Here is a 16641-nt window from a genome sequence, read left to right as displayed (position 1 = left end):
TGCAAAAGAATGAAAATTTTAGCGGGTTGTTGCTTAGGTGTAATAACTTTGTTTGGAGCAATTTCTACTCAAAGTATTGTTGAATTTAAAATGCCACAGGTAAGGACAAGCGAAAATATCTTAAACTCTTTTGATTTGGATGCTTCATTTTTGCCTACACTCAATATGTCAAATGCTGTTTATAAAAGGAGCGTAAAGGCAAGATGGGATTATTTTGTAGAAAAGTTTGACAAAGGTTATGAAGTCATTCCAACACTTAGAATGATGATGATTGAGCAGGGGATTCCTCAAGAGTTTTTATTTCTTGCAATGGCAGAATCCGAATTTTCAATGCGAGCTTATAGTCCTAAAAAAGCAAGTGGAATTTGGCAATTAATGCCAAAAACTGCCAAAGAAATGGGATTAAAAATTAATGATTATATTGATGAACGACGTGATCCAATTAAAAGTACTAAAGCAGCCATTAAATATCTAAAATTTTTGAAACGTATTACAGGTGAGTGGTATTTAGCTGCAATGGCTTACAATTGTGGTATAGGAAGATTGCAAAAAGCTGTAAAAAAAGCAGGAACAAAAGATTTAGAAGTTTTACTTGATTCTCAGAAGAATTATTTACCTGCTGAAACACGTCATTATATTCGTATGATTTTAGGAATGAGTTTAGCATTTAATGATGCTTATGTACTCAAAAATGAGGATAGGGAATATTTTCTTAATCGTGGTGCAGGAAGTACAATTGCTGGGGTTGAAGTGCAGGCAGGAACACCTTTAAGTGAGATTGCAAAATCTATAGGAATGGATTTAAAAGAACTTAAAAAATACAATAAGCAATTTAAATATAATTTTCTTCCTCCTGGTAAGGGAAAATATACGGTTTATATGCCTTATGATCGCCTTGCACTTTTTAAGCAAGAATACCAAACTTCTAAACGTGCAAATGAAATGTTTGTTCTCCATCATGTCAAAAAAGGAGAAACTCTTTCAAGTATTGCTAAAAAATATAATACTAAAGTCAAAGATATTCAGAGTGTCAATGAGGTTAAAAATTCGCATCTTACTATTAAACAGGCTTTGATTATTCCTATTTTAAAAGACCAATACAATAAGAAAGTGGCTCAAAGACGATGAAAAAATATTATGTTCTAACTTTTGTTTCGTTTTTGATGATTGGATGTTCAAGCAAAAGTGTTTATCGTGGAGGAAGTGGGGGATTTGAAGATTATGAGGATTTCTCACTTTTTCGCAAAGGCACAACATTTGATCCTGAATATAATGCAGGATATGGAGGAGGAGAAAGTGGGGCATTGCCAAGTTATAATGGAGGTAAGGGGGCAGGTGTTGATACTCGTGGAATGAGGGAATCTAAAGCCATCCAAAGAGCCACAATGCGTCCTTATAAGATTGATGGTAAGTGGTATTATCCTCAAAGGGTGAGTTTGGGGGAAAAGTTTGATGGAATTGCAAGCTGGTATGGACCAAATTTTCATGCTAAAAAAACTTCTAATGGTGAGATTTATAATATGCATGCCCATACTGCTGCAAGCAAGATTTTGCCTATGAATACAGTTGTGCGTGTGTATAACAAAGAAAATGGAAAGAGTACAATTGTGCGAATTAATGATAGGGGACCTTTTGTTGATGGGAGAATTATTGATCTCTCAAATGCCGCAGCACATGATATTAGCATGGTTCAAAAAGGAACTGCACAAGTCCAACTAGAGGTCATTGGTTTTCAGGGTATTATTGGAACACAAATGAGTCGCCCAAGTGAGATGAATCAAGAACTTAAATCTGAATTTAAAGTTGGTGTGAGTAAAGAGAGTGTAGATGGTGGAAGTTTTGCCCTTCAAGTGGGTGCATTTAGACGCAAAGAAGGTGCTGAGGAGACAAGGCAAGTTTTTGATCAACTTAAAAACTATAAAACTGTTATCAAAGAACAAGAGCTTGATGATGGTGTAATTTATCGTGTGCTTATTGAAGGATTTAGGAGTGAAGAAGAAGCCCAAGACTTTCTTTCTGCTCATCCAAATATTAAAGCAAAAGTAATTATTCGACAATGATTAAACTTATTTTATTAGATGTTGATGGCACACTTAGTGATGGTAAGATTTATTATAATAATAAGGGTGAGGAGTATAAAGCTTTTGATGTTAAAGATGGATTAGGGCTTAGAGTATGGAAAAAGCTTGGAAGAAAGTCAGCCATTATTACTGGAAGAGAATCTCCCATTATAGAAAAAAGAGGCAATGAATTAGGCGTAGATGATATTTTTATGGGGGTTGAAAATAAGGCAGAAGCAGTGAAAATTTTACAAGAGAAATATTCCTTAAGCAAAGAAGAGATTGCATGCATTGGTGATGATTGTAATGATTTACCAATGTTTGCTCAAAGCGGTCTAAAATTTGCTCCTTTAAATGCGGCTGATATGATTAAAAAATATGCAGATGTTATTCTTAGCAAAAGAGGGGGTGAGGGTGCAGTGAGAGAAATGATTGAAATTTTAATGCATCAAGAGAAATTAGAGGAGAGGTGGCTTGAAATCTTCACTTAAGATTTATGCATTTTTTTTGTGTATTTTGGCTTTTTCTATTTATTTTGTTTTACAGCCCCCTCAAAAACGAGAAGAGATTCATAGAGCTTATGAAGAAGTTGCTAAGCTAGAGCTAGAAAATTTTGCACTTTATTCAATTAAAGATAGAAAGCCTCAGCTCTTGGTTATTGGGTCAAATGCATATCATTTTGATAATCGTGAAGAATTTATTGATTTGTTTTTGGCAAATTTTGGTTTGCAAAAAAATAAGCAAACTTTCACACAAAAAGATATTGAATATTTTCACGTAGGCAAGGCTATTAAAAGAAAAGATATTTATGAATTCTCTAAAGGGATTGATTATCTTAATGAATCAGGGATTGCATTTATTGCAGATAAAGGAATCTATGATTCAAATAATCAACAATTTAGGGGAGAAGGTGATTTTGAATTAAAAAATACAGAGGGGGAGTTTTGGGGGGAAGATTTGTATTTTGATGGTATAACTTCTGAAATACGCGCATCCTTACCTAGGGGAATGATATGGTTAGATCAGTAGTTTTTTGCTTCTTTTTTGCCTCTCTTTCAATAGGTGTTGAGCTTCTTGAGGTGAGTGCAGATAAAATCTATGCTAATCAAGAAAAAGGTTACACACAAATTAGTGGAAACGTTGTAATTATTAAGGGTGATGATGTTTTAAGGGCATCAGAAGCAATAGTGAAAACAGATAAAAATCGTAAGCCAACTTTTTATGATGCAAGAGGCAATGTAACTTTTAAAATCACCTTAGAAGATAAGCGTATTATGAGAGGCAAGGCACAACATATCACTTATGATGCACTTAAAAGTGAATATTGTCTCACAGGCAAAGCCTTGGTGCAAGAAGAGGGCAAAGTCAATGCACTTAAAGGTGAGGAAATTATCCTTAATACCAAAAGTGGTTATGCAAGTATTGTAGGGAGTAAAAGTAAAAATGGAGAAAAAAAACCTGCAAAGATTACCTTTAGTCTTGATGATATTAAGGAGGGAAATAAAAAGAAAAATGGAAAATAAAATCTTTGCTCCAAGTTTTATTACTTCTGCTTCCCATCTCTCTCAATGTCCACAGGCTGATTGTCTAGAAATTGTTGTATTGGGAAGAAGTAATGTAGGCAAATCAAGCTTTATTAATCTTTTTATGGGGAAAAATGCTTTAGCTAAAAGCTCTTCTACACCAGGGAAAACCCGACTGATTAATTTTTTTGGTGCAGAGTTTATTCAAGGAGAAGAAAAAATTCCCTTCAAGCTTATTGATTTGCCTGGCTTTGGATATGCTAAGGTTTCAAAAGAGCAAAAAAAGTCTTGGGAATATAATCTTGTAGAGTTTTTGAGCAAACGTACAAGTATTAAACTCTTTTTGCATCTTATTGATTCAAGACATTTAGAGCTTAATAATGACTTATTTGTTTCTAAATTTTTAAATGAGTTGATTAGAGGAGATCAAGCAATTTTACAAATCTACACAAAAGCCGATAAACTCAAAAATCAAGCTAAAAATTCTTTGTTAGCCAAAGGAAAGGTTTTGACTTCTATAAATCCTAATGAAGCCAAAACTACTTCAATCAACACATTGCGATCTAAAATTATTGCAATGGCACTAGGAAGAGGATATGATTGAATATACAAAGGCAACTCTTAACGATATTGAGCAGATGATCAAACTTGTGAATCCTGAGGTGCAAAAAGGTATAATTTTATATCGCTCTTCAGAAGAAATTGCTAACACCATACGTTCTTATACCCTTGCAAAAGAAGAGGGTAAAATTATTGGGTTTTGTGCCCTATACATTTACTCTAAAGATCTAGCAGAAGTACGAAGTTTAATTGTTACCCCAACTTACCAGAAGAGGGGAGTTGGCAGAGGATTGGTTGAAGCCATTTTAAAAGAGGGTAGAGAAATTGGAGTAGAGAAAGTTCTGTCTTTAACTTATCAAGTTGAGTTTTTTAAAAAAATGGGATTTGAAATCATTGCAAAAGAGCTTATTCCTGATCATAAAATATGGACAGACTGTATAAAATGTAAAAGATTTCCAGTATGCGACGAAATAGCCTTACTCAAAAAGCTTTAAGCTATTTTGTAATTTTTTTACTCTATATATTTTATTGCACGATGGGCAATCTCTATATTTTTTTACCACCATTATTAGGCTTATTTTTTATTCTTTTTGCTCATGCTCTAAGAAATAATAAAATCATTCATTTAACTTTAATTATTGCAATGCTTTTATGGTTAGATTGTGAGAGGGGAATGCCTTTTGGAGGAATGATTGTGTATTTTCTCCTGCTCTATGCAGTTATTTTTATACCCTTAAGTTTTTTATTAAAAAAAAAGGTTTCTATTTTTTGTATAGGTTTTTGTTATTTAGGATTATTTTTTCTTTTGGGAATGATTGGAAACTATGGTGCAACAAGTAGTGGATGGTTCATTTTTGGAATTTTCACCTATTATGCATGTATTGAAGGGTTAATTGTTGGAATACTTAAGATTTAGACTACTGATTGGATTTTGCATTGCTATATGTATGATTTTGGTGATCAGGGTATATTATTTGAGCATTAAATCTAATATTTATTTTGAAAAAATTGCACAAAGAAATACGGATAAGGTTGAGATTTTCACCCCTATACGTGGGCAAATTTTTGATCGTAATGGCAAGATTTTAGCAACTAATGAGCTTGGATTCTCTATTGCATTAAGTCCATTTTTAGGAAATGAAAAAAAGCTTGAAAAGGAAATCGATTTTATTTTAAGCTATTTTCCAAATTTAAGCAAGGAAAAGATGATTAAAGAATATAAGAGTGAATATTCCCCCTATAATCACTCACCCATTATTATTGTTCCCTTTGTTTGTTATGAACAAATCCAAAAGGTCTATACCCAACTCTTGCAAAATCCTCAAATTTATATTAAATCTAGCACAAAGCGACTTTATCCCTATGATACACTTGCCTCCCATATTATTGGCTATGTTGGAAGTGCAAATGGGCAAGATGTAGAGAAGAATGCAGTAGCTAAATATACAAAAATTGTAGGAAAAGCAGGACTTGAGAAGGAATATAATGACAAGCTACAAGGGGAGCTTGGAAATAAAAAAATTAAGGTTAATGCCTTAAATCAAGAAGTGGATTTTATCTCTAGCCAACCTCTTCTTAATGGAGAGGATATCCATACAAGCCTTGATATTAAGCTTCAACAAATCCTTGATAGACAATTTGTCAATAAGAGCGGCTCTGCTGTAATTTTAAATGTGCATAATGGAGAAATTCTAGCTGCTGGAAGCTATCCAGAATACAATCTCAATGATTTTGTAGGTGGAATCTCGCATACTAAATGGAATGCCTTGCTTGAAAATCCCTACAAGCCTCTTTTGAATAAATTTTCCACTGGTGCTTATCCTCCAGGATCTGTTATAAAAATGGGAATTGCATTGAGTTTTCTTGAATATGCAGGAGTTGATGAAAAAAGCATTATTGATACTCCTGAGTTTGTAGAGCTTGGAGGAAGAAAATTTAGAGATTGGAAAATTGGGGGGCATGGCAAATCAGATATGATTAAGGCGATTAAAGAAAGTGTAGATGTGTATTTTTATATTCTTTCACAAAAAGCTGGGGTGGAAAATATTACAGAAGTGCTTAAAAAAATGGGATTTGGGACAAGAAGCGGAGTAGATTTGCCTGTAGAATCAAAGGGGATTTTACCTACACCTGAGTGGAAAATGCGCCAATCTGGTCAACAATGGTTTGTAGGAGATACAATCAATATTTCTATTGGACAAGGAGCATTTCTCACTACACCACTTCAAATTGCTCGTTATACAGCATTACTTGCAAGTGGATTGCTTCCTACTCCACATTTTGCAACAGAAATTGGAAATCATGTTTTGCAATATCCTGCACTTGATATTCTTACACCTTTACAAAAATCTAAGATCTCTGCAATTGCACAAGGAATGTATCAAGTATGCAATGATTCAAATGGAGGAACAGCTTACCGCTATGGACGACTTTCAAAAGTGAAGCTTGCATGTAAAACGGGAACTGCACAAGTTGTTGGAATCCCACAAGAAATCAAACGTAGAGTTAAAGAGGAAGATATGGCATACTTTCATCGTTCACATGGTTGGATTACAGCATTTATGCCTTATAAAAATCCAAAATATGCGATTACAATTTTGGTCGAACATGGCGGAGGAAGTCGTTCAGCAAGTCCAATCTTAGTTAATATTGTCAATGAAATGTATGATATGGGCTATTTTAATAAGGAGAATAAAAATGATTGATGATAAAACCATACTCGTCACTGGGGGAACAGGAAGCTTTGGTAAGGCATTTATCTCAAAAATCCTTAAAGACTATAATCCCAAAAAAATTATTGTTTATAGTCGCGATGAGCTCAAACAATATGAAATGGCTCAAACATTTAATGATAAGAGAATGCGTTTTTTTATTGGGGATGTGAGAGATGGACAAAGGCTTAGAAGTGCAATGGAAGGGGTAGATATCTGTATCCACGCTGCAGCACTTAAGCATGTCCCCATTGCAGAATATAATCCAATTGAATGCATTAAGACTAATATCCATGGGGCAATCAATGTTATAGATTGCGCACTTTACCATGGAGTAGAGCATATTGTAGCACTGAGTACAGATAAAGCAGCAAGTCCAATTAATCTTTATGGAGCCACTAAGCTTTGTTCAGATAAGCTTTTTGTTAGTGCTAATAATATTAAAGGAAGCAAAAGATCTAAATTTTGCGTTGTTAGATATGGAAATGTTGTAGGTTCAAGAGGAAGTGTTGTTCCTTTTTTTAAACAACTTATCTCTCAAAAAGCAAGCGAACTCCCTATTACTGATGAGAGAATGACAAGATTTTGGATTACACTTGAGGATGGCGTAGGGTTTGTGTTGAAAAATATGCAAAGAATGCATGGTGGAGAGATTTTTATCCCCAAAATTCCAAGTATGAAAATTACCGATCTTGCTCATGCCCTTGCACCAAATCTACCGCTTAAAATCATTGGAATTCGTCCTGGAGAAAAGCTACATGAAGTGATGATTCCAAAAGATGAAAGTCATCTTGCTATTGAATTTGATGATTTTTTTATCTTAGAACCAACAATCAATTTTCAAACCCCAATTAATTATTTGCAAACTGCTTTGAATGAAAAAGGTAAGAGGGTGGAAGGTGGGTTTGAATACAGCAGTGATAAAAACACCCAATGGCTTAGTGATCAAGAACTTTTAGAGATGATGAAATGATCAAAAAATTACAAGATAAAAATATTTTAGTATGTGTAAGTGGAGGAATTGCTGCATATAAAAGTCTTGAACTTATAAGATTTTTCAAAAAAAGGGGGGCAAATGTCAGGGTCATCATGAGTTCAGGGGCACAAAAATTTGTAGGAGCATTGAGTTTTGAAGCACTGAGTGGTGAAATTGTTTTAACACAAGAGAGTGAGAGTTGGGGTGAGGGTGGTGCAAATCATATTAGCTATGCAACTTGGGCAGATGTATGCATTATTGCTCCAGCAACAATCAACACTCTTGTTAAATTCTCTTATGGGATTGCAGATAATGTCATGCTGAGTGCACTTCTAGCCTGTAATGCTCCCAAACTTATTGCTCCAAGTGCAAATACTGTGATGTATCTTTCAAAGCAGGCTCAAGAAGCTATGCAAAGAGTAGAGAAGATGGGAGCAAAACTGATTCATGCACGCTCAGGCTTGCTTGCTTGTGGAGTAGAGGGGATAGGAGCAATGGCCCAAGTAGAAGAAATTGGCTATGAGGTGCTTAGGGTTTTACTTACGCATAATTTCTGGAAAGGAAAAGAAGTGGTTATTAGTGGGGGTGGGAGTAGTGAGAATATTGATGAAGTGCGATGCATTAGCAACCACTCTAGCGGACTTCAGGCAAGTTATCTTGCATTAGCACTTTATCTTCTAGGTGCTCATGTTACTTTTGTAACTTCTAAAACACCCATTGTCCTTCCAAGTTCAATTAAATTAAAAAAAGCCCAAAATATCCAAGAGTTTTATACTCAGATTGAGCAAAGTGTTGCAGAGAATGGATATTATTTTGCAGTAGCAGCATTGAGTGATTTTAAACCCAAAAAAAGCATTGAGGGGAAAATAAAAAAATCTCAAGGTCTTAAAGTAGAGTTTGTCCCTACAATTGATGTGCTTGCTTCACTTAAAGTTCCAAATTTGACAAAAGTCGGATTTAAGGCTGAAAAAGATGAAAAAAAAGCTAAAGATTATGCTATGGCAATGCTTAAAGAAAAGGGATGCAAATATGTATGTCTTAATATTATTAAAGAAGATAATCCCTTTGGTTCAGAGCAAAACTCACTTCTTGTCATGACTCAAAATTCTCAAACAAGTCTTGCGCTTCAGGATAAACTTTCCTTAAGTTTTTCACTTTTGGATTTGATTGCCAATGATTGATCGTTTATTAAAAATTCAAAAATTAAATCTTGCAAGTAAAATTAGCAAAGAAAGTGTATTTAACTCTACACTCCCTATTAAACTCAAAGTTCTTGCAAAAAAAGCAGGAATGAAATATCTTCTTGAAGTAGGGGCAAGGACCTTGGAAACTAAATCACATCGAGAGCTTGAAGTAGGGGGAAAATATTTCGCAATGATGAAAACAGGTAGGGCTGGAAATATTATTCTCTCCTCTCTTGCTCCTGAGCCAAAACTCAATAAAACTCCTCTCTGGCTTGATTTTGACCAAAGTAAGGAATTGTTAAGTAAAAATACTTTTAAAGAAATTGGTGAGTTTGCAAGTGAGCAGCTTACTAAATCAAGCACTAAAGAAGAATTTTTACAGTGGGCATTTCTTCTTTCAGGATTGCAAAAAGGGGTGTTAAGCTTAAATATCAAAGATGGAGATAAGGAACACTATACACAAGTGAAAAAACAAAAAACAAATTTAGAATTTTATGCCCTCTTTCCAAATCTTGGAGTGCTTAGGGGAAGAATTTCTAGGGATATTCTAGAGATTGAGGTGATGTATCCTACTGTAGCAAAATTTTTAAATGAGAATCTTAATGATCTTGAGTGGAGGGGGGAGATAAAAATCAGTATTGCCTCAGAAATTCAGCCACTTTTTTGCATGCAAGAGCAACTACTTAATCTTAGCATTTAAGGACACTTGATGGGTAACATACTCAGACATCTAGCAATTATTATGGATGGCAATGGACGTTGGGCTCAGAATCGAAGAAAAAAGCGTATAGAAGGACATAAAAAAGGTGCAAAAGTTGTTGATGAGATTACACGATGGTGCGTGCAAAAGGAGATTGACACTCTCACACTTTATGCTTTTTCTACTGAAAATTGGAAAAGACCCAAATATGAAGTTGAGTTTTTAATGAAAATGCTCAAAGATTATCTTGAAAGTGAGCTGGAAAAATATCAAAAATACAATATTCGCTTTTTTGCTATAGGGGATATGCAAAAGTTTTCCACTCCACTCAAAGAGCGTATTGCCTATACTCAAGAAGTTACAAAATATAACAGTGGATTAAATCAAGTCTTAGCACTCAATTATGGAAGTAGAAATGAAATTTCACGAGCCATTGGCTCTATAGCTCATGAAATTATGGGGAAGAATACTGATCAGATCCAATCCCTTATCTCCTCACATCTGGATACAAAAGAGTTTGGTGATGTTGATTTGCTTATACGCACAGGGGGAGAACAAAGACTTTCAAATTTTTTACTGTGGCAATGCTCTTATGCAGAACTGTATTTCTCTTCTACTCTTTGGCCCGATTTTACTTCAAATGAGTTAGAAAATATTATTAAAGATTATCAAAAAAGAAAGAGAAGGTTTGGAGGATTGTGAAAGGTTTATAGATTATCCATAATGCTAGCTGCCTCCATAAGGCGATTTTTGTCAAAATGTGTATAGATTCGACTTGTATTTAAATCAGCATGCCCCAATGCTTCTTGAACAAGCACAAGATCCTGACTCTTTTGATAGAGTAGGGTGGCAAAACTATGACGTAGCATATGTGCCCCCATTTTTTCTTTAAAGATTCCTCCATAGCTAAGAATACTATCAACGACCTTATAAATATAAGCTTGGGTGAGAGCATTCCCTTTTTGGTTGCAAATCAGTAGTTCGCTTTTTATTCCTAATTCTTTACGTTTAGCAAGCCATGCATTGAGCAGATTTTGAATATGTTGACGCTTAATCATTGCTATACGCATTTTGTCTCCCTTTCCACGAATTTGAAGTAAATACACTTCACCCTCTGGAAAGATATCCTTTAATCTTAGGTTAAGGGCTTCACTTACACGAATTCCTGTATAAATGATAAGTTTAATAATAAGACGATTTCTAGCATTAATTTTATCTGATTGTTCAAATTCATCAATACATTGTAAAAATTTTTGTATTTCTGCCTCATTCATATATGCTGGAAGTTTTTGTCCACTTTTTCCCCGAATCCCTCCAATATTTTTCAATTCAATGTTATAAACAAAGCTTTGTCCATTGGAACTTTCATTTTGTTTATCAATATAGCCAAAGAAACTAATAAGGGCAATACGATAATTTTTTTTACTTGCCGCACTTAGCCCACTGCCTTCAATCATAAGAAAATCACTCAAACACTCCTCATCAATTTCCTTCATACTTTGTAACCCCAAACCACACAGATAGGGATAAAGTCTTAAGAGTGGGTTAGAGTAGGTGGCAATCCCTATTAATCCAGCATTTCTAGCCTCTTTGCATATTATTTCAAGTTCTGCAATATTTTTTACACCTCGTTGGAGTTTCCCTACCATGAAAGCAAAGCGTTGTTTATCTTGAACATTCTTATTTGATAATGTTGTGAGCTTATAACGGATAAAACGTGTTATCCAAAAGAGTAGCGTAAAATCAAAATTACAATGACAATCAAGTGTATAACGCATAGATCCTCCACTTTTATTTTTTATTATTATAGTATTTGGTTTAGTTTTCTGAGAGAAAAGAATTCCTATTTAGTTATGAAAACCATAATTTTCAAACCAAATTGAAAACTCTATTGAAAACTCTATTGAAAACTCTATTGAAAACTCTATTGAAAACTCTATTGAAAACTCTATTGAAAACTCTATTGAAAACTCTATTGAAAACTCTATTGAAAACTCTATAATAAGCGGCAAGCGGCAAAATGTAGATGTAAAAGACAGTGAGTGTACGTTTCTAATCTATTCTATTTGATTTGATGATGGATGTGGGAATTAGCCTCCGCATACTGGAGGAAGTAAAACGAGCTGATCCCCATCTCTTAAAGGCATATTAAGATCCTCAATAATTTTATCATTTAAGGCAATTGCACAGATTTTAAGCCATTCGTGTAAAACTTCAATTTCTTGAAGTTTATTTTTTAATTCGTGTAAATCTTGCACTTCAAACTCTTTAGCCTCTAGACCAATTGGACCCAAGAACTCCACTTTAATTTTTGCCATTTTCTCTCTCCTTATAGTTTAATGAGTGAATCGAGATGTAAAATATCTACCATTTCACCCTCTTGTATATCTGTTCCATTCTCTTGTAAAATCATTAATGCACTTGTGGAGCAAAAATTATTTACTACTGAACTTTGCAGAGTTTTTTTATCCCAAAATCCTACCTCATAAATTCCATTTTGCACTCTTAGGTTGCAAATTCTAAATTCCATTCGGCTATCTGTGCGTTTAATGGATTGTGTAAGTTTGGCTTTAATCGGTTCTAAAGCTGAGTTTCTTCTAAGCATTTTTTCCAAAACTATGCGTACAAAAAGCATAAAAGTTACGGCACAAGAGTTAGGAAAACCAGGCAAAGAAAAGATATATTGTCCCTCTTTGCTTATCCCAAAGCCCACAGGCTTTCCAGGCTTCATTCTCACTCCCTTAAACTGTATTTCACATACTTCTTTAATTACTTCTTGAGTATAGTCAAAATCTCCTTTACTTGCTCCTCCTGTGGTGATTAATATATCACATTCCCTTAATGCCTCTTTGACTTGATTTTTGATCTGACTTTTATTATCAGTGAGTAAGGGATAGATTCTTCCCTCTACTCCCATAGAATTGCATAAAGCTTGGATAAGATGATTATTAACACTTCTAATTGTATTTTCTCTTTTACTTTCCCCAACTTCAATGATTTCGTCTCCCCCACTCAAAATCGCAATTCTAGGCTTAAGATACACACAAACAAAAACACGGTTTAACTCAGCTAAAAGACCAACTTCAAAAGGAGAAATCTGACCTCCTTTTTTAAGCAGAATCTCACCTTTTGAATAATTTTCACCTACTGCCCTAATCCATTTACCTTTTTGAATTTGCACCCCTGTAAGTCCAAATACCTTACCCCCCTCTTCTTTTGCTTCTTCTACAAGAATTAAGGTATCACAATTTTTAGGCATTTTTGCACCTGTAAAAGTCTTGATACACCCTCCTTTTTGACAAATTTGCTCTTCACTCTCCCCTGCCTTATTGATGGATAAAAGTTTCAATCCACTTGAAAAAAGCAAGTCAATATCCTCAGAATTAAACGCATAGCCATCCATAGCTGAAGTAGGATATTTTGGCATATTCTCTTGAGCAATAATATCCTCAGCCAAAATTCTTCCTAAAGCTTGAGAAAATAAAATCTTCTCAATACTTTTGGGTTGGATTTGGAGTGAGTTTAAGATCTCAATACTTTCTTGGTAACTGATATTGCTTTTCATTTTTTTCCTTTAAAGTAAATGTCCCATTTTTTCTTTTTTAACTTCTAAGTAGTGCTTATTATGACAATTTGGTTCAATAATAATAGGTGAACGGTTAACCTTAACATACTGAGAGAGGAGGTTGATTTTTTTGGGATTATTGGTAAGCAAATTGATTTCCTTAAGATTAAAATGTTTAAATATTTCTCCCACAATTTCATAACTTCTTGCATCTTTAGGAAATCCCAATGCTTCATTAGCTTCTACTGTGTCCAGTCCCTCATCTTGAAGTGCATAAGCATTAATTTTATTAAATAATCCTATTCCTCTCCCCTCTTGACGCAAATATAAAAGCATTCCCCCCTGCTTTGCAATAAGTTTAAGTGCAAGATGCAATTCTCCTCCACAATCACATTTTAAAGAATTCAAAACATCTCCAGTTAAACATTCAGAATGTAAGCGTACTAAAGGAATCTGAGGCAAAACGTCTGAGCAAATTACTAAATGCTCTAACTCGCATTCCCTTTTATGGATATTTTGGGTATATTCTCTAAAAGCAGTTAATTTAAAATTCCCAAAAGTAGTGGGAAGATTAGCAGTTTTTGAGATTTCAAATTTCATTTTATTCCTTAATAAAGTAATTAAATTATAAAATAAGTGTTATACCATTTTATTGAAGAAAAAAGTTATTTTTTGAAGAAAATCACCCCCTATTTTATGTATGTATGGTATTTATTTTACTAATCCTTTAATGTATTGATCAGCTAGATAAAGACCATTCCCACTGTCACTCACCATTTTAAGTTTATCTACAATTGATCTAAACAAGGCCTCTTCTTCATGCTGTTCAGAAACATACCACTGTAAAAAATTAAAAGTTGCATAGTCTTTACGAGAGAGCGTAAAATCAACTAATTCATTGATGCTTGTAGTAATCTCTACTTCATGTTTGAATGTTTGTTCAAAAACATCAAGCAAAGATTTGAAATCATTTTGAGGTTTTTCAATCATTTCAAGTGTAACTTGAGAATCTGTCTCATTAAGGTAGACGATCAATTTTTTTGCATGAGCACTTTCCTCATCAGCATGAGCGAAAAGAAAATCTCCTGCTCCATCATATCCATTTGAATAACACCATGAACTCATGCTCAAATAAAGATTTGCTGAAAACATTTCTTTATTGATTTGAGAGTTAAGTTTTTGAACTACTTCTTTTGAGAGCATTGTTTCTCCTTTGAAATATGTGTTTGTTACCAACACTGTAGGGCAACATTTTGATTGTATCAAAAACTCTTAAGGCTGTAGATATATTTGGTAGAATTTAATCATCTGACTTTAGAAGGAGGAAAAGTGGCAATTTTTGGAAGAATAGAGGATCTTAAACTTCTCTTTACTAAAACTCAAGAACTTGAATATCTGCTCATTAATATTGAGAGTATTTTTTCTGGAGAGAGGCTTAAGGAAATTCAAGCACTTCAATGTGGAGAAAATCATCGAATAGATTTAAATTACGGCATGTTTTACAATGCTTCTTGTTATGCACTCAAAAGTGAACAAGATGGCTTTTTTGAATCTCATCAGAAGTATATTGATTTTCAAATCGTTGTTGAAGGATTTGAAGGATACTTAATTGGAAGTAAGGATAAATTTAATCTCACTCAAGTTTATAACAAAGATAAAGATTTGGAAGTATATACCCCCAAATCTGCTCTAAACTATCTTAGAATGAATCCAAAAGAAATGGTAATTTTATTTCCTGAAGATATTCATGGTGTAGGAATTGGATACAAGGAGGATATGGGAAAACTTGTTAAAAAAGCAATCTTTAAAGTTCCAATAAAATATATCAAGCATCGCTTATAATATAATGTGCTCCCAAGCTCTCTTTTCTTTGGAGAGCTTGAAGGATAATTTCTTTTGCGCAAAGTAAACGAAGCTTCAACATTCGTCCAATATTAGATTGAAGCATTGCCTCCACTCCACCAAGAGCAGAATTCAACCCCTCAACACTTCTCACAATCCCCACCTTTTCCCACATTATGCCTCTTAAAAATTCTTTGAGTTTAATATCATTTTCAATCATGAGTGGCTCATCTAAGGGTGGAAAAATTTGTTTGCTCTCCCCCCCAAAACTTTGAGCAAGTATTTCTTCTGCCACACATTTTCCATAAATAATTCCTTCAAGCAGGGAATTTGATGCTAAACGATTGGCTCCATGTACGCCATTATTAGCACATTCGCCAAGTGCATAAAGATTTTCAATCCCACATACTGCACCCTTTGCATTCACGGCAATTCCCCCCATTGAATAATGGAATGCCGGAGAAATAGGAATTTTATCATTTGGGATTTTAAGGCGATGAGAAGTAAGGGAATGATAAATATTGGGAAAGCGCTTTTGAAAGCTCTCTTGAGTAAAACTTGAAAGATCTAGAAATGCTTGTTCTTTGTTTCGCATCGTGTAATCAAAAATTCCTCTTGAAACAATATCGCGTGGCGCAAGTTCTCCTCTTGGATCATAATCAAATAAAAATCTTCTTCCCTTTGTGTCTATAATTTTTCCACCCTCACCTCTTACAGCTTCACTGATTAAAGGTTTTCTAGCAGTATTGGCAAGAGTAAAGGCGGTTGGATGAAACTGCATCATTTCCATATCTTTAAGCTTTCCATAATGCTCTAAAATCATTCCCTGCACTTCTGCGCTAATTGTTGAGGCATTTGTATGGTATCGATACAATCCACCTACACCCCCGCTTGCTAAAACAACGCATTTCGCATAGATTCGATGAATCTCCCCCCTACTTTCCAAGCTGATGCCATAGCATTTTTCATTATCAATGAGCAAATCTACAACACTGGATTGTTTCCATAAGGGATGTTGTAAATGTGTAATTAAATGAGTGTGTAAATGCCTTCCTGTTCCATCACCATTAAAATGCACAATTCTTGCTTTCTGATGTCCTCCTTCTTTAGCATACATAATTCTCCCCTCTTTATCTCTATCTACCTTTAATCCAATTTTTTCAAAGTCTTTGATAAGATTTAAAGAAGCATTGCAGAGATAGTTCACACTTGAAAGATTGTTTGTATGACTTCCAGCCCCCAGAGTATCTTGAATGTGTACAGCTACATCATCTTCATCTACAGCCACACTGATCCCTCCTTGAGCATAAAAAGTATTACATTCCCAAGGCTCGCCCTTGCATACAATAAGAACCTTAAGACTTTTAGGAAGATTCATCGCGCAATACAACCCCCCTACTCCTGCCCCAACTATGACAACATCGTATTTCATTTTATTTGTTGATCTTGCTTTGATTTTGAATCTACCCACACTGGAGTTGTTTTGTATCCACATCCCAAAAGCAAAAGAGTATATGTT

At 34.4% G+C, this 16641-nt stretch carries 20 protein-coding genes; 14 read left to right on the top strand and 6 right to left on the bottom strand.

What is annotated here, in order from left to right:
- The first annotated feature begins 9 nt into the window (after positions 1-9).
- Genes CQA62_RS03145 through CQA62_RS03085 form a run of 13 tightly spaced genes read left to right on the top strand, consistent with a single transcriptional unit; the run spans position 10 to position 10417 of the window.
- Positions 10-1128, top strand: a complete 1119-nt coding sequence (locus tag CQA62_RS03145) for a lytic transglycosylase domain-containing protein (RefSeq protein ID WP_232006794.1) — start codon at positions 10-12, stop codon at positions 1126-1128.
- Positions 1125-2060 carry a septal ring lytic transglycosylase RlpA family protein gene (locus CQA62_RS07050; RefSeq protein WP_104724298.1) on the top strand — a complete coding sequence of 312 codons (936 nt, stop codon included), beginning with the start codon at positions 1125-1127 and terminating at the stop codon, positions 2058-2060. Before CQA62_RS03145 ends, CQA62_RS07050 begins: the two co-directional genes overlap by 4 nt.
- Positions 2057-2551, top strand: coding sequence for a KdsC family phosphatase (locus CQA62_RS03135; RefSeq protein WP_104724300.1), 495 nt, complete (start codon positions 2057-2059; stop codon positions 2549-2551). The genes CQA62_RS07050 and CQA62_RS03135 overlap by 4 nt, the downstream gene beginning before the upstream one ends.
- A complete protein-coding gene (locus tag CQA62_RS03130) occupies positions 2535-3089 on the top strand; it encodes a hypothetical protein (protein WP_104724302.1) in 555 nt (184 codons plus the stop codon). Before CQA62_RS03135 ends, CQA62_RS03130 begins: the two co-directional genes overlap by 17 nt.
- Positions 3074-3583: a lipopolysaccharide transport periplasmic protein LptA gene (gene lptA, locus CQA62_RS03125; protein ID WP_104724304.1), complete on the top strand. Its 510-nt coding sequence runs from the start codon at positions 3074-3076 to the stop codon at positions 3581-3583. The genes CQA62_RS03130 and lptA overlap by 16 nt, the downstream gene beginning before the upstream one ends.
- Positions 3573-4187 carry a ribosome biogenesis GTP-binding protein YihA/YsxC gene (yihA, locus tag CQA62_RS03120; protein ID WP_104724306.1) on the top strand — a complete coding sequence of 205 codons (615 nt, stop codon included), beginning with the start codon at positions 3573-3575 and terminating at the stop codon, positions 4185-4187. The genes lptA and yihA overlap by 11 nt, the downstream gene beginning before the upstream one ends.
- Positions 4180-4638, top strand: a complete 459-nt coding sequence (locus CQA62_RS03115) for an N-acetyltransferase (protein ID WP_104724308.1) — start codon at positions 4180-4182, stop codon at positions 4636-4638. Before yihA ends, CQA62_RS03115 begins: the two co-directional genes overlap by 8 nt.
- A complete protein-coding gene (locus tag CQA62_RS03110) occupies positions 4605-5060 on the top strand; it encodes a hypothetical protein (protein WP_104724310.1) in 456 nt (151 codons plus the stop codon). The genes CQA62_RS03115 and CQA62_RS03110 overlap by 34 nt, the downstream gene beginning before the upstream one ends.
- Positions 5041-6849 (top strand): penicillin-binding protein 2, encoded by a 1809-nt coding sequence (gene mrdA, locus CQA62_RS03105; protein ID WP_104724312.1) that lies wholly within the window; start codon positions 5041-5043, stop codon positions 6847-6849. Before CQA62_RS03110 ends, mrdA begins: the two co-directional genes overlap by 20 nt.
- A complete protein-coding gene (gene pseB, locus CQA62_RS03100) occupies positions 6842-7828 on the top strand; it encodes a UDP-N-acetylglucosamine 4,6-dehydratase (inverting) (RefSeq protein WP_104724314.1) in 987 nt (328 codons plus the stop codon). Before mrdA ends, pseB begins: the two co-directional genes overlap by 8 nt.
- Positions 7825-9012 carry a bifunctional phosphopantothenoylcysteine decarboxylase/phosphopantothenate--cysteine ligase CoaBC gene (gene coaBC, locus CQA62_RS03095; RefSeq protein WP_104724316.1) on the top strand — a complete coding sequence of 396 codons (1188 nt, stop codon included), beginning with the start codon at positions 7825-7827 and terminating at the stop codon, positions 9010-9012. Before pseB ends, coaBC begins: the two co-directional genes overlap by 4 nt.
- Positions 9005-9715 carry a hypothetical protein gene (locus CQA62_RS03090; protein WP_104724318.1) on the top strand — a complete coding sequence of 237 codons (711 nt, stop codon included), beginning with the start codon at positions 9005-9007 and terminating at the stop codon, positions 9713-9715. Before coaBC ends, CQA62_RS03090 begins: the two co-directional genes overlap by 8 nt.
- A gap of 9 nt (positions 9716-9724) precedes the next feature.
- Complete coding sequence (locus tag CQA62_RS03085) at positions 9725-10417, top strand: di-trans,poly-cis-decaprenylcistransferase (RefSeq protein WP_104724320.1); 693 nt, start codon at positions 9725-9727, stop codon at positions 10415-10417.
- A gap of 5 nt (positions 10418-10422) precedes the next feature.
- On the opposite strand, the gene CQA62_RS03080 is transcribed toward CQA62_RS03085, so the two are convergent.
- The 5 genes from CQA62_RS03080 to CQA62_RS03060 form a co-directional block, all read right to left on the bottom strand.
- Complete coding sequence (locus CQA62_RS03080; protein ID WP_104724322.1) at positions 10423-11493, bottom strand: tyrosine-type recombinase/integrase; 1071 nt, start codon at positions 11491-11493, stop codon at positions 10423-10425.
- A gap of 312 nt (positions 11494-11805) precedes the next feature.
- Positions 11806-12033: a MoaD/ThiS family protein gene (locus CQA62_RS03075; RefSeq protein WP_104724324.1), complete on the bottom strand. Its 228-nt coding sequence runs from the start codon at positions 12031-12033 to the stop codon at positions 11806-11808.
- An 11-nt stretch (positions 12034-12044) separates the two neighbouring features.
- Positions 12045-13280 carry a molybdopterin molybdotransferase MoeA gene (locus CQA62_RS03070; RefSeq protein WP_104724326.1) on the bottom strand — a complete coding sequence of 412 codons (1236 nt, stop codon included), beginning with the start codon at positions 13278-13280 and terminating at the stop codon, positions 12045-12047.
- Positions 13281-13289: 9 nt separating this feature from the next.
- Positions 13290-13880, bottom strand: a complete 591-nt coding sequence (gene ribA, locus CQA62_RS03065; protein ID WP_104724328.1) for a GTP cyclohydrolase II — start codon at positions 13878-13880, stop codon at positions 13290-13292.
- A 111-nt stretch (positions 13881-13991) separates the two neighbouring features.
- Positions 13992-14483 carry a ferritin gene (locus CQA62_RS03060; protein WP_104724330.1) on the bottom strand — a complete coding sequence of 164 codons (492 nt, stop codon included), beginning with the start codon at positions 14481-14483 and terminating at the stop codon, positions 13992-13994.
- A gap of 126 nt (positions 14484-14609) precedes the next feature.
- On the opposite strand from CQA62_RS03060, the gene CQA62_RS03055 reads away from it, so the two are divergent.
- Positions 14610-15122: a NanQ anomerase/TabA/YiaL family protein gene (locus tag CQA62_RS03055; protein WP_158653681.1), complete on the top strand. Its 513-nt coding sequence runs from the start codon at positions 14610-14612 to the stop codon at positions 15120-15122.
- Here CQA62_RS03055 and CQA62_RS03050 read toward each other — a convergent pair.
- Positions 15106-16554 carry an L-aspartate oxidase gene (locus tag CQA62_RS03050; RefSeq protein WP_104724641.1) on the bottom strand — a complete coding sequence of 483 codons (1449 nt, stop codon included), beginning with the start codon at positions 16552-16554 and terminating at the stop codon, positions 15106-15108. The two genes, CQA62_RS03055 and CQA62_RS03050, sit on opposite strands and share 17 nt — an antisense overlap.
- Positions 16555-16641: the final 87 nt, after the last annotated feature.

This window comes from Helicobacter cholecystus, from assembly GCF_003364215.1.
GTDB lineage: Bacteria > Campylobacterota > Campylobacteria > Campylobacterales > Helicobacteraceae > Helicobacter_G > Helicobacter_G cholecystus.
This window is presented reverse-complemented; position numbering and strand designations above follow the sequence as displayed.

Excerpts from the sequence above, each read along its gene's own strand:
- yihA (WP_104724306.1), top strand. The coding sequence starts at position 3,573 with ATGGAAAATAAAATCTTTGCTCCAAGTTTTATTACTTCTGCTTCCCAT.
- CQA62_RS03110 (WP_104724310.1), top strand. The coding sequence starts at position 4,605 with ATGCGACGAAATAGCCTTACTCAAAAAGCTTTAAGCTATTTTGTAATT.
- CQA62_RS07050 (WP_104724298.1), top strand. The coding sequence starts at position 1,125 with ATGAAAAAATATTATGTTCTAACTTTTGTTTCGTTTTTGATGATTGGA.
- CQA62_RS03135 (WP_104724300.1), top strand. The coding sequence starts at position 2,057 with ATGATTAAACTTATTTTATTAGATGTTGATGGCACACTTAGTGATGGT.
- CQA62_RS03050 (WP_104724641.1), bottom strand. The coding sequence starts at position 16,554 with ATGAAATACGATGTTGTCATAGTTGGGGCAGGAGTAGGGGGGTTGTAT.
- CQA62_RS03070 (WP_104724326.1), bottom strand. The coding sequence starts at position 13,280 with ATGAAAAGCAATATCAGTTACCAAGAAAGTATTGAGATCTTAAACTCA.
- CQA62_RS03060 (WP_104724330.1), bottom strand. The coding sequence starts at position 14,483 with ATGCTCTCAAAAGAAGTAGTTCAAAAACTTAACTCTCAAATCAATAAA.
- CQA62_RS03075 (WP_104724324.1), bottom strand. The coding sequence starts at position 12,033 with ATGGCAAAAATTAAAGTGGAGTTCTTGGGTCCAATTGGTCTAGAGGCT.
- ribA (WP_104724328.1), bottom strand. The coding sequence starts at position 13,880 with ATGAAATTTGAAATCTCAAAAACTGCTAATCTTCCCACTACTTTTGGG.
- CQA62_RS03085 (WP_104724320.1), top strand. The coding sequence starts at position 9,725 with ATGGGTAACATACTCAGACATCTAGCAATTATTATGGATGGCAATGGA.
- lptA (WP_104724304.1), top strand. The coding sequence starts at position 3,074 with ATGGTTAGATCAGTAGTTTTTTGCTTCTTTTTTGCCTCTCTTTCAATA.
- CQA62_RS03090 (WP_104724318.1), top strand. The coding sequence starts at position 9,005 with ATGATTGATCGTTTATTAAAAATTCAAAAATTAAATCTTGCAAGTAAA.
- CQA62_RS03115 (WP_104724308.1), top strand. The coding sequence starts at position 4,180 with ATGATTGAATATACAAAGGCAACTCTTAACGATATTGAGCAGATGATC.
- pseB (WP_104724314.1), top strand. The coding sequence starts at position 6,842 with ATGATTGATGATAAAACCATACTCGTCACTGGGGGAACAGGAAGCTTT.
- CQA62_RS03080 (WP_104724322.1), bottom strand. The coding sequence starts at position 11,493 with ATGCGTTATACACTTGATTGTCATTGTAATTTTGATTTTACGCTACTC.
- coaBC (WP_104724316.1), top strand. The coding sequence starts at position 7,825 with ATGATCAAAAAATTACAAGATAAAAATATTTTAGTATGTGTAAGTGGA.
- CQA62_RS03145 (WP_232006794.1), top strand. The coding sequence starts at position 10 with ATGAAAATTTTAGCGGGTTGTTGCTTAGGTGTAATAACTTTGTTTGGA.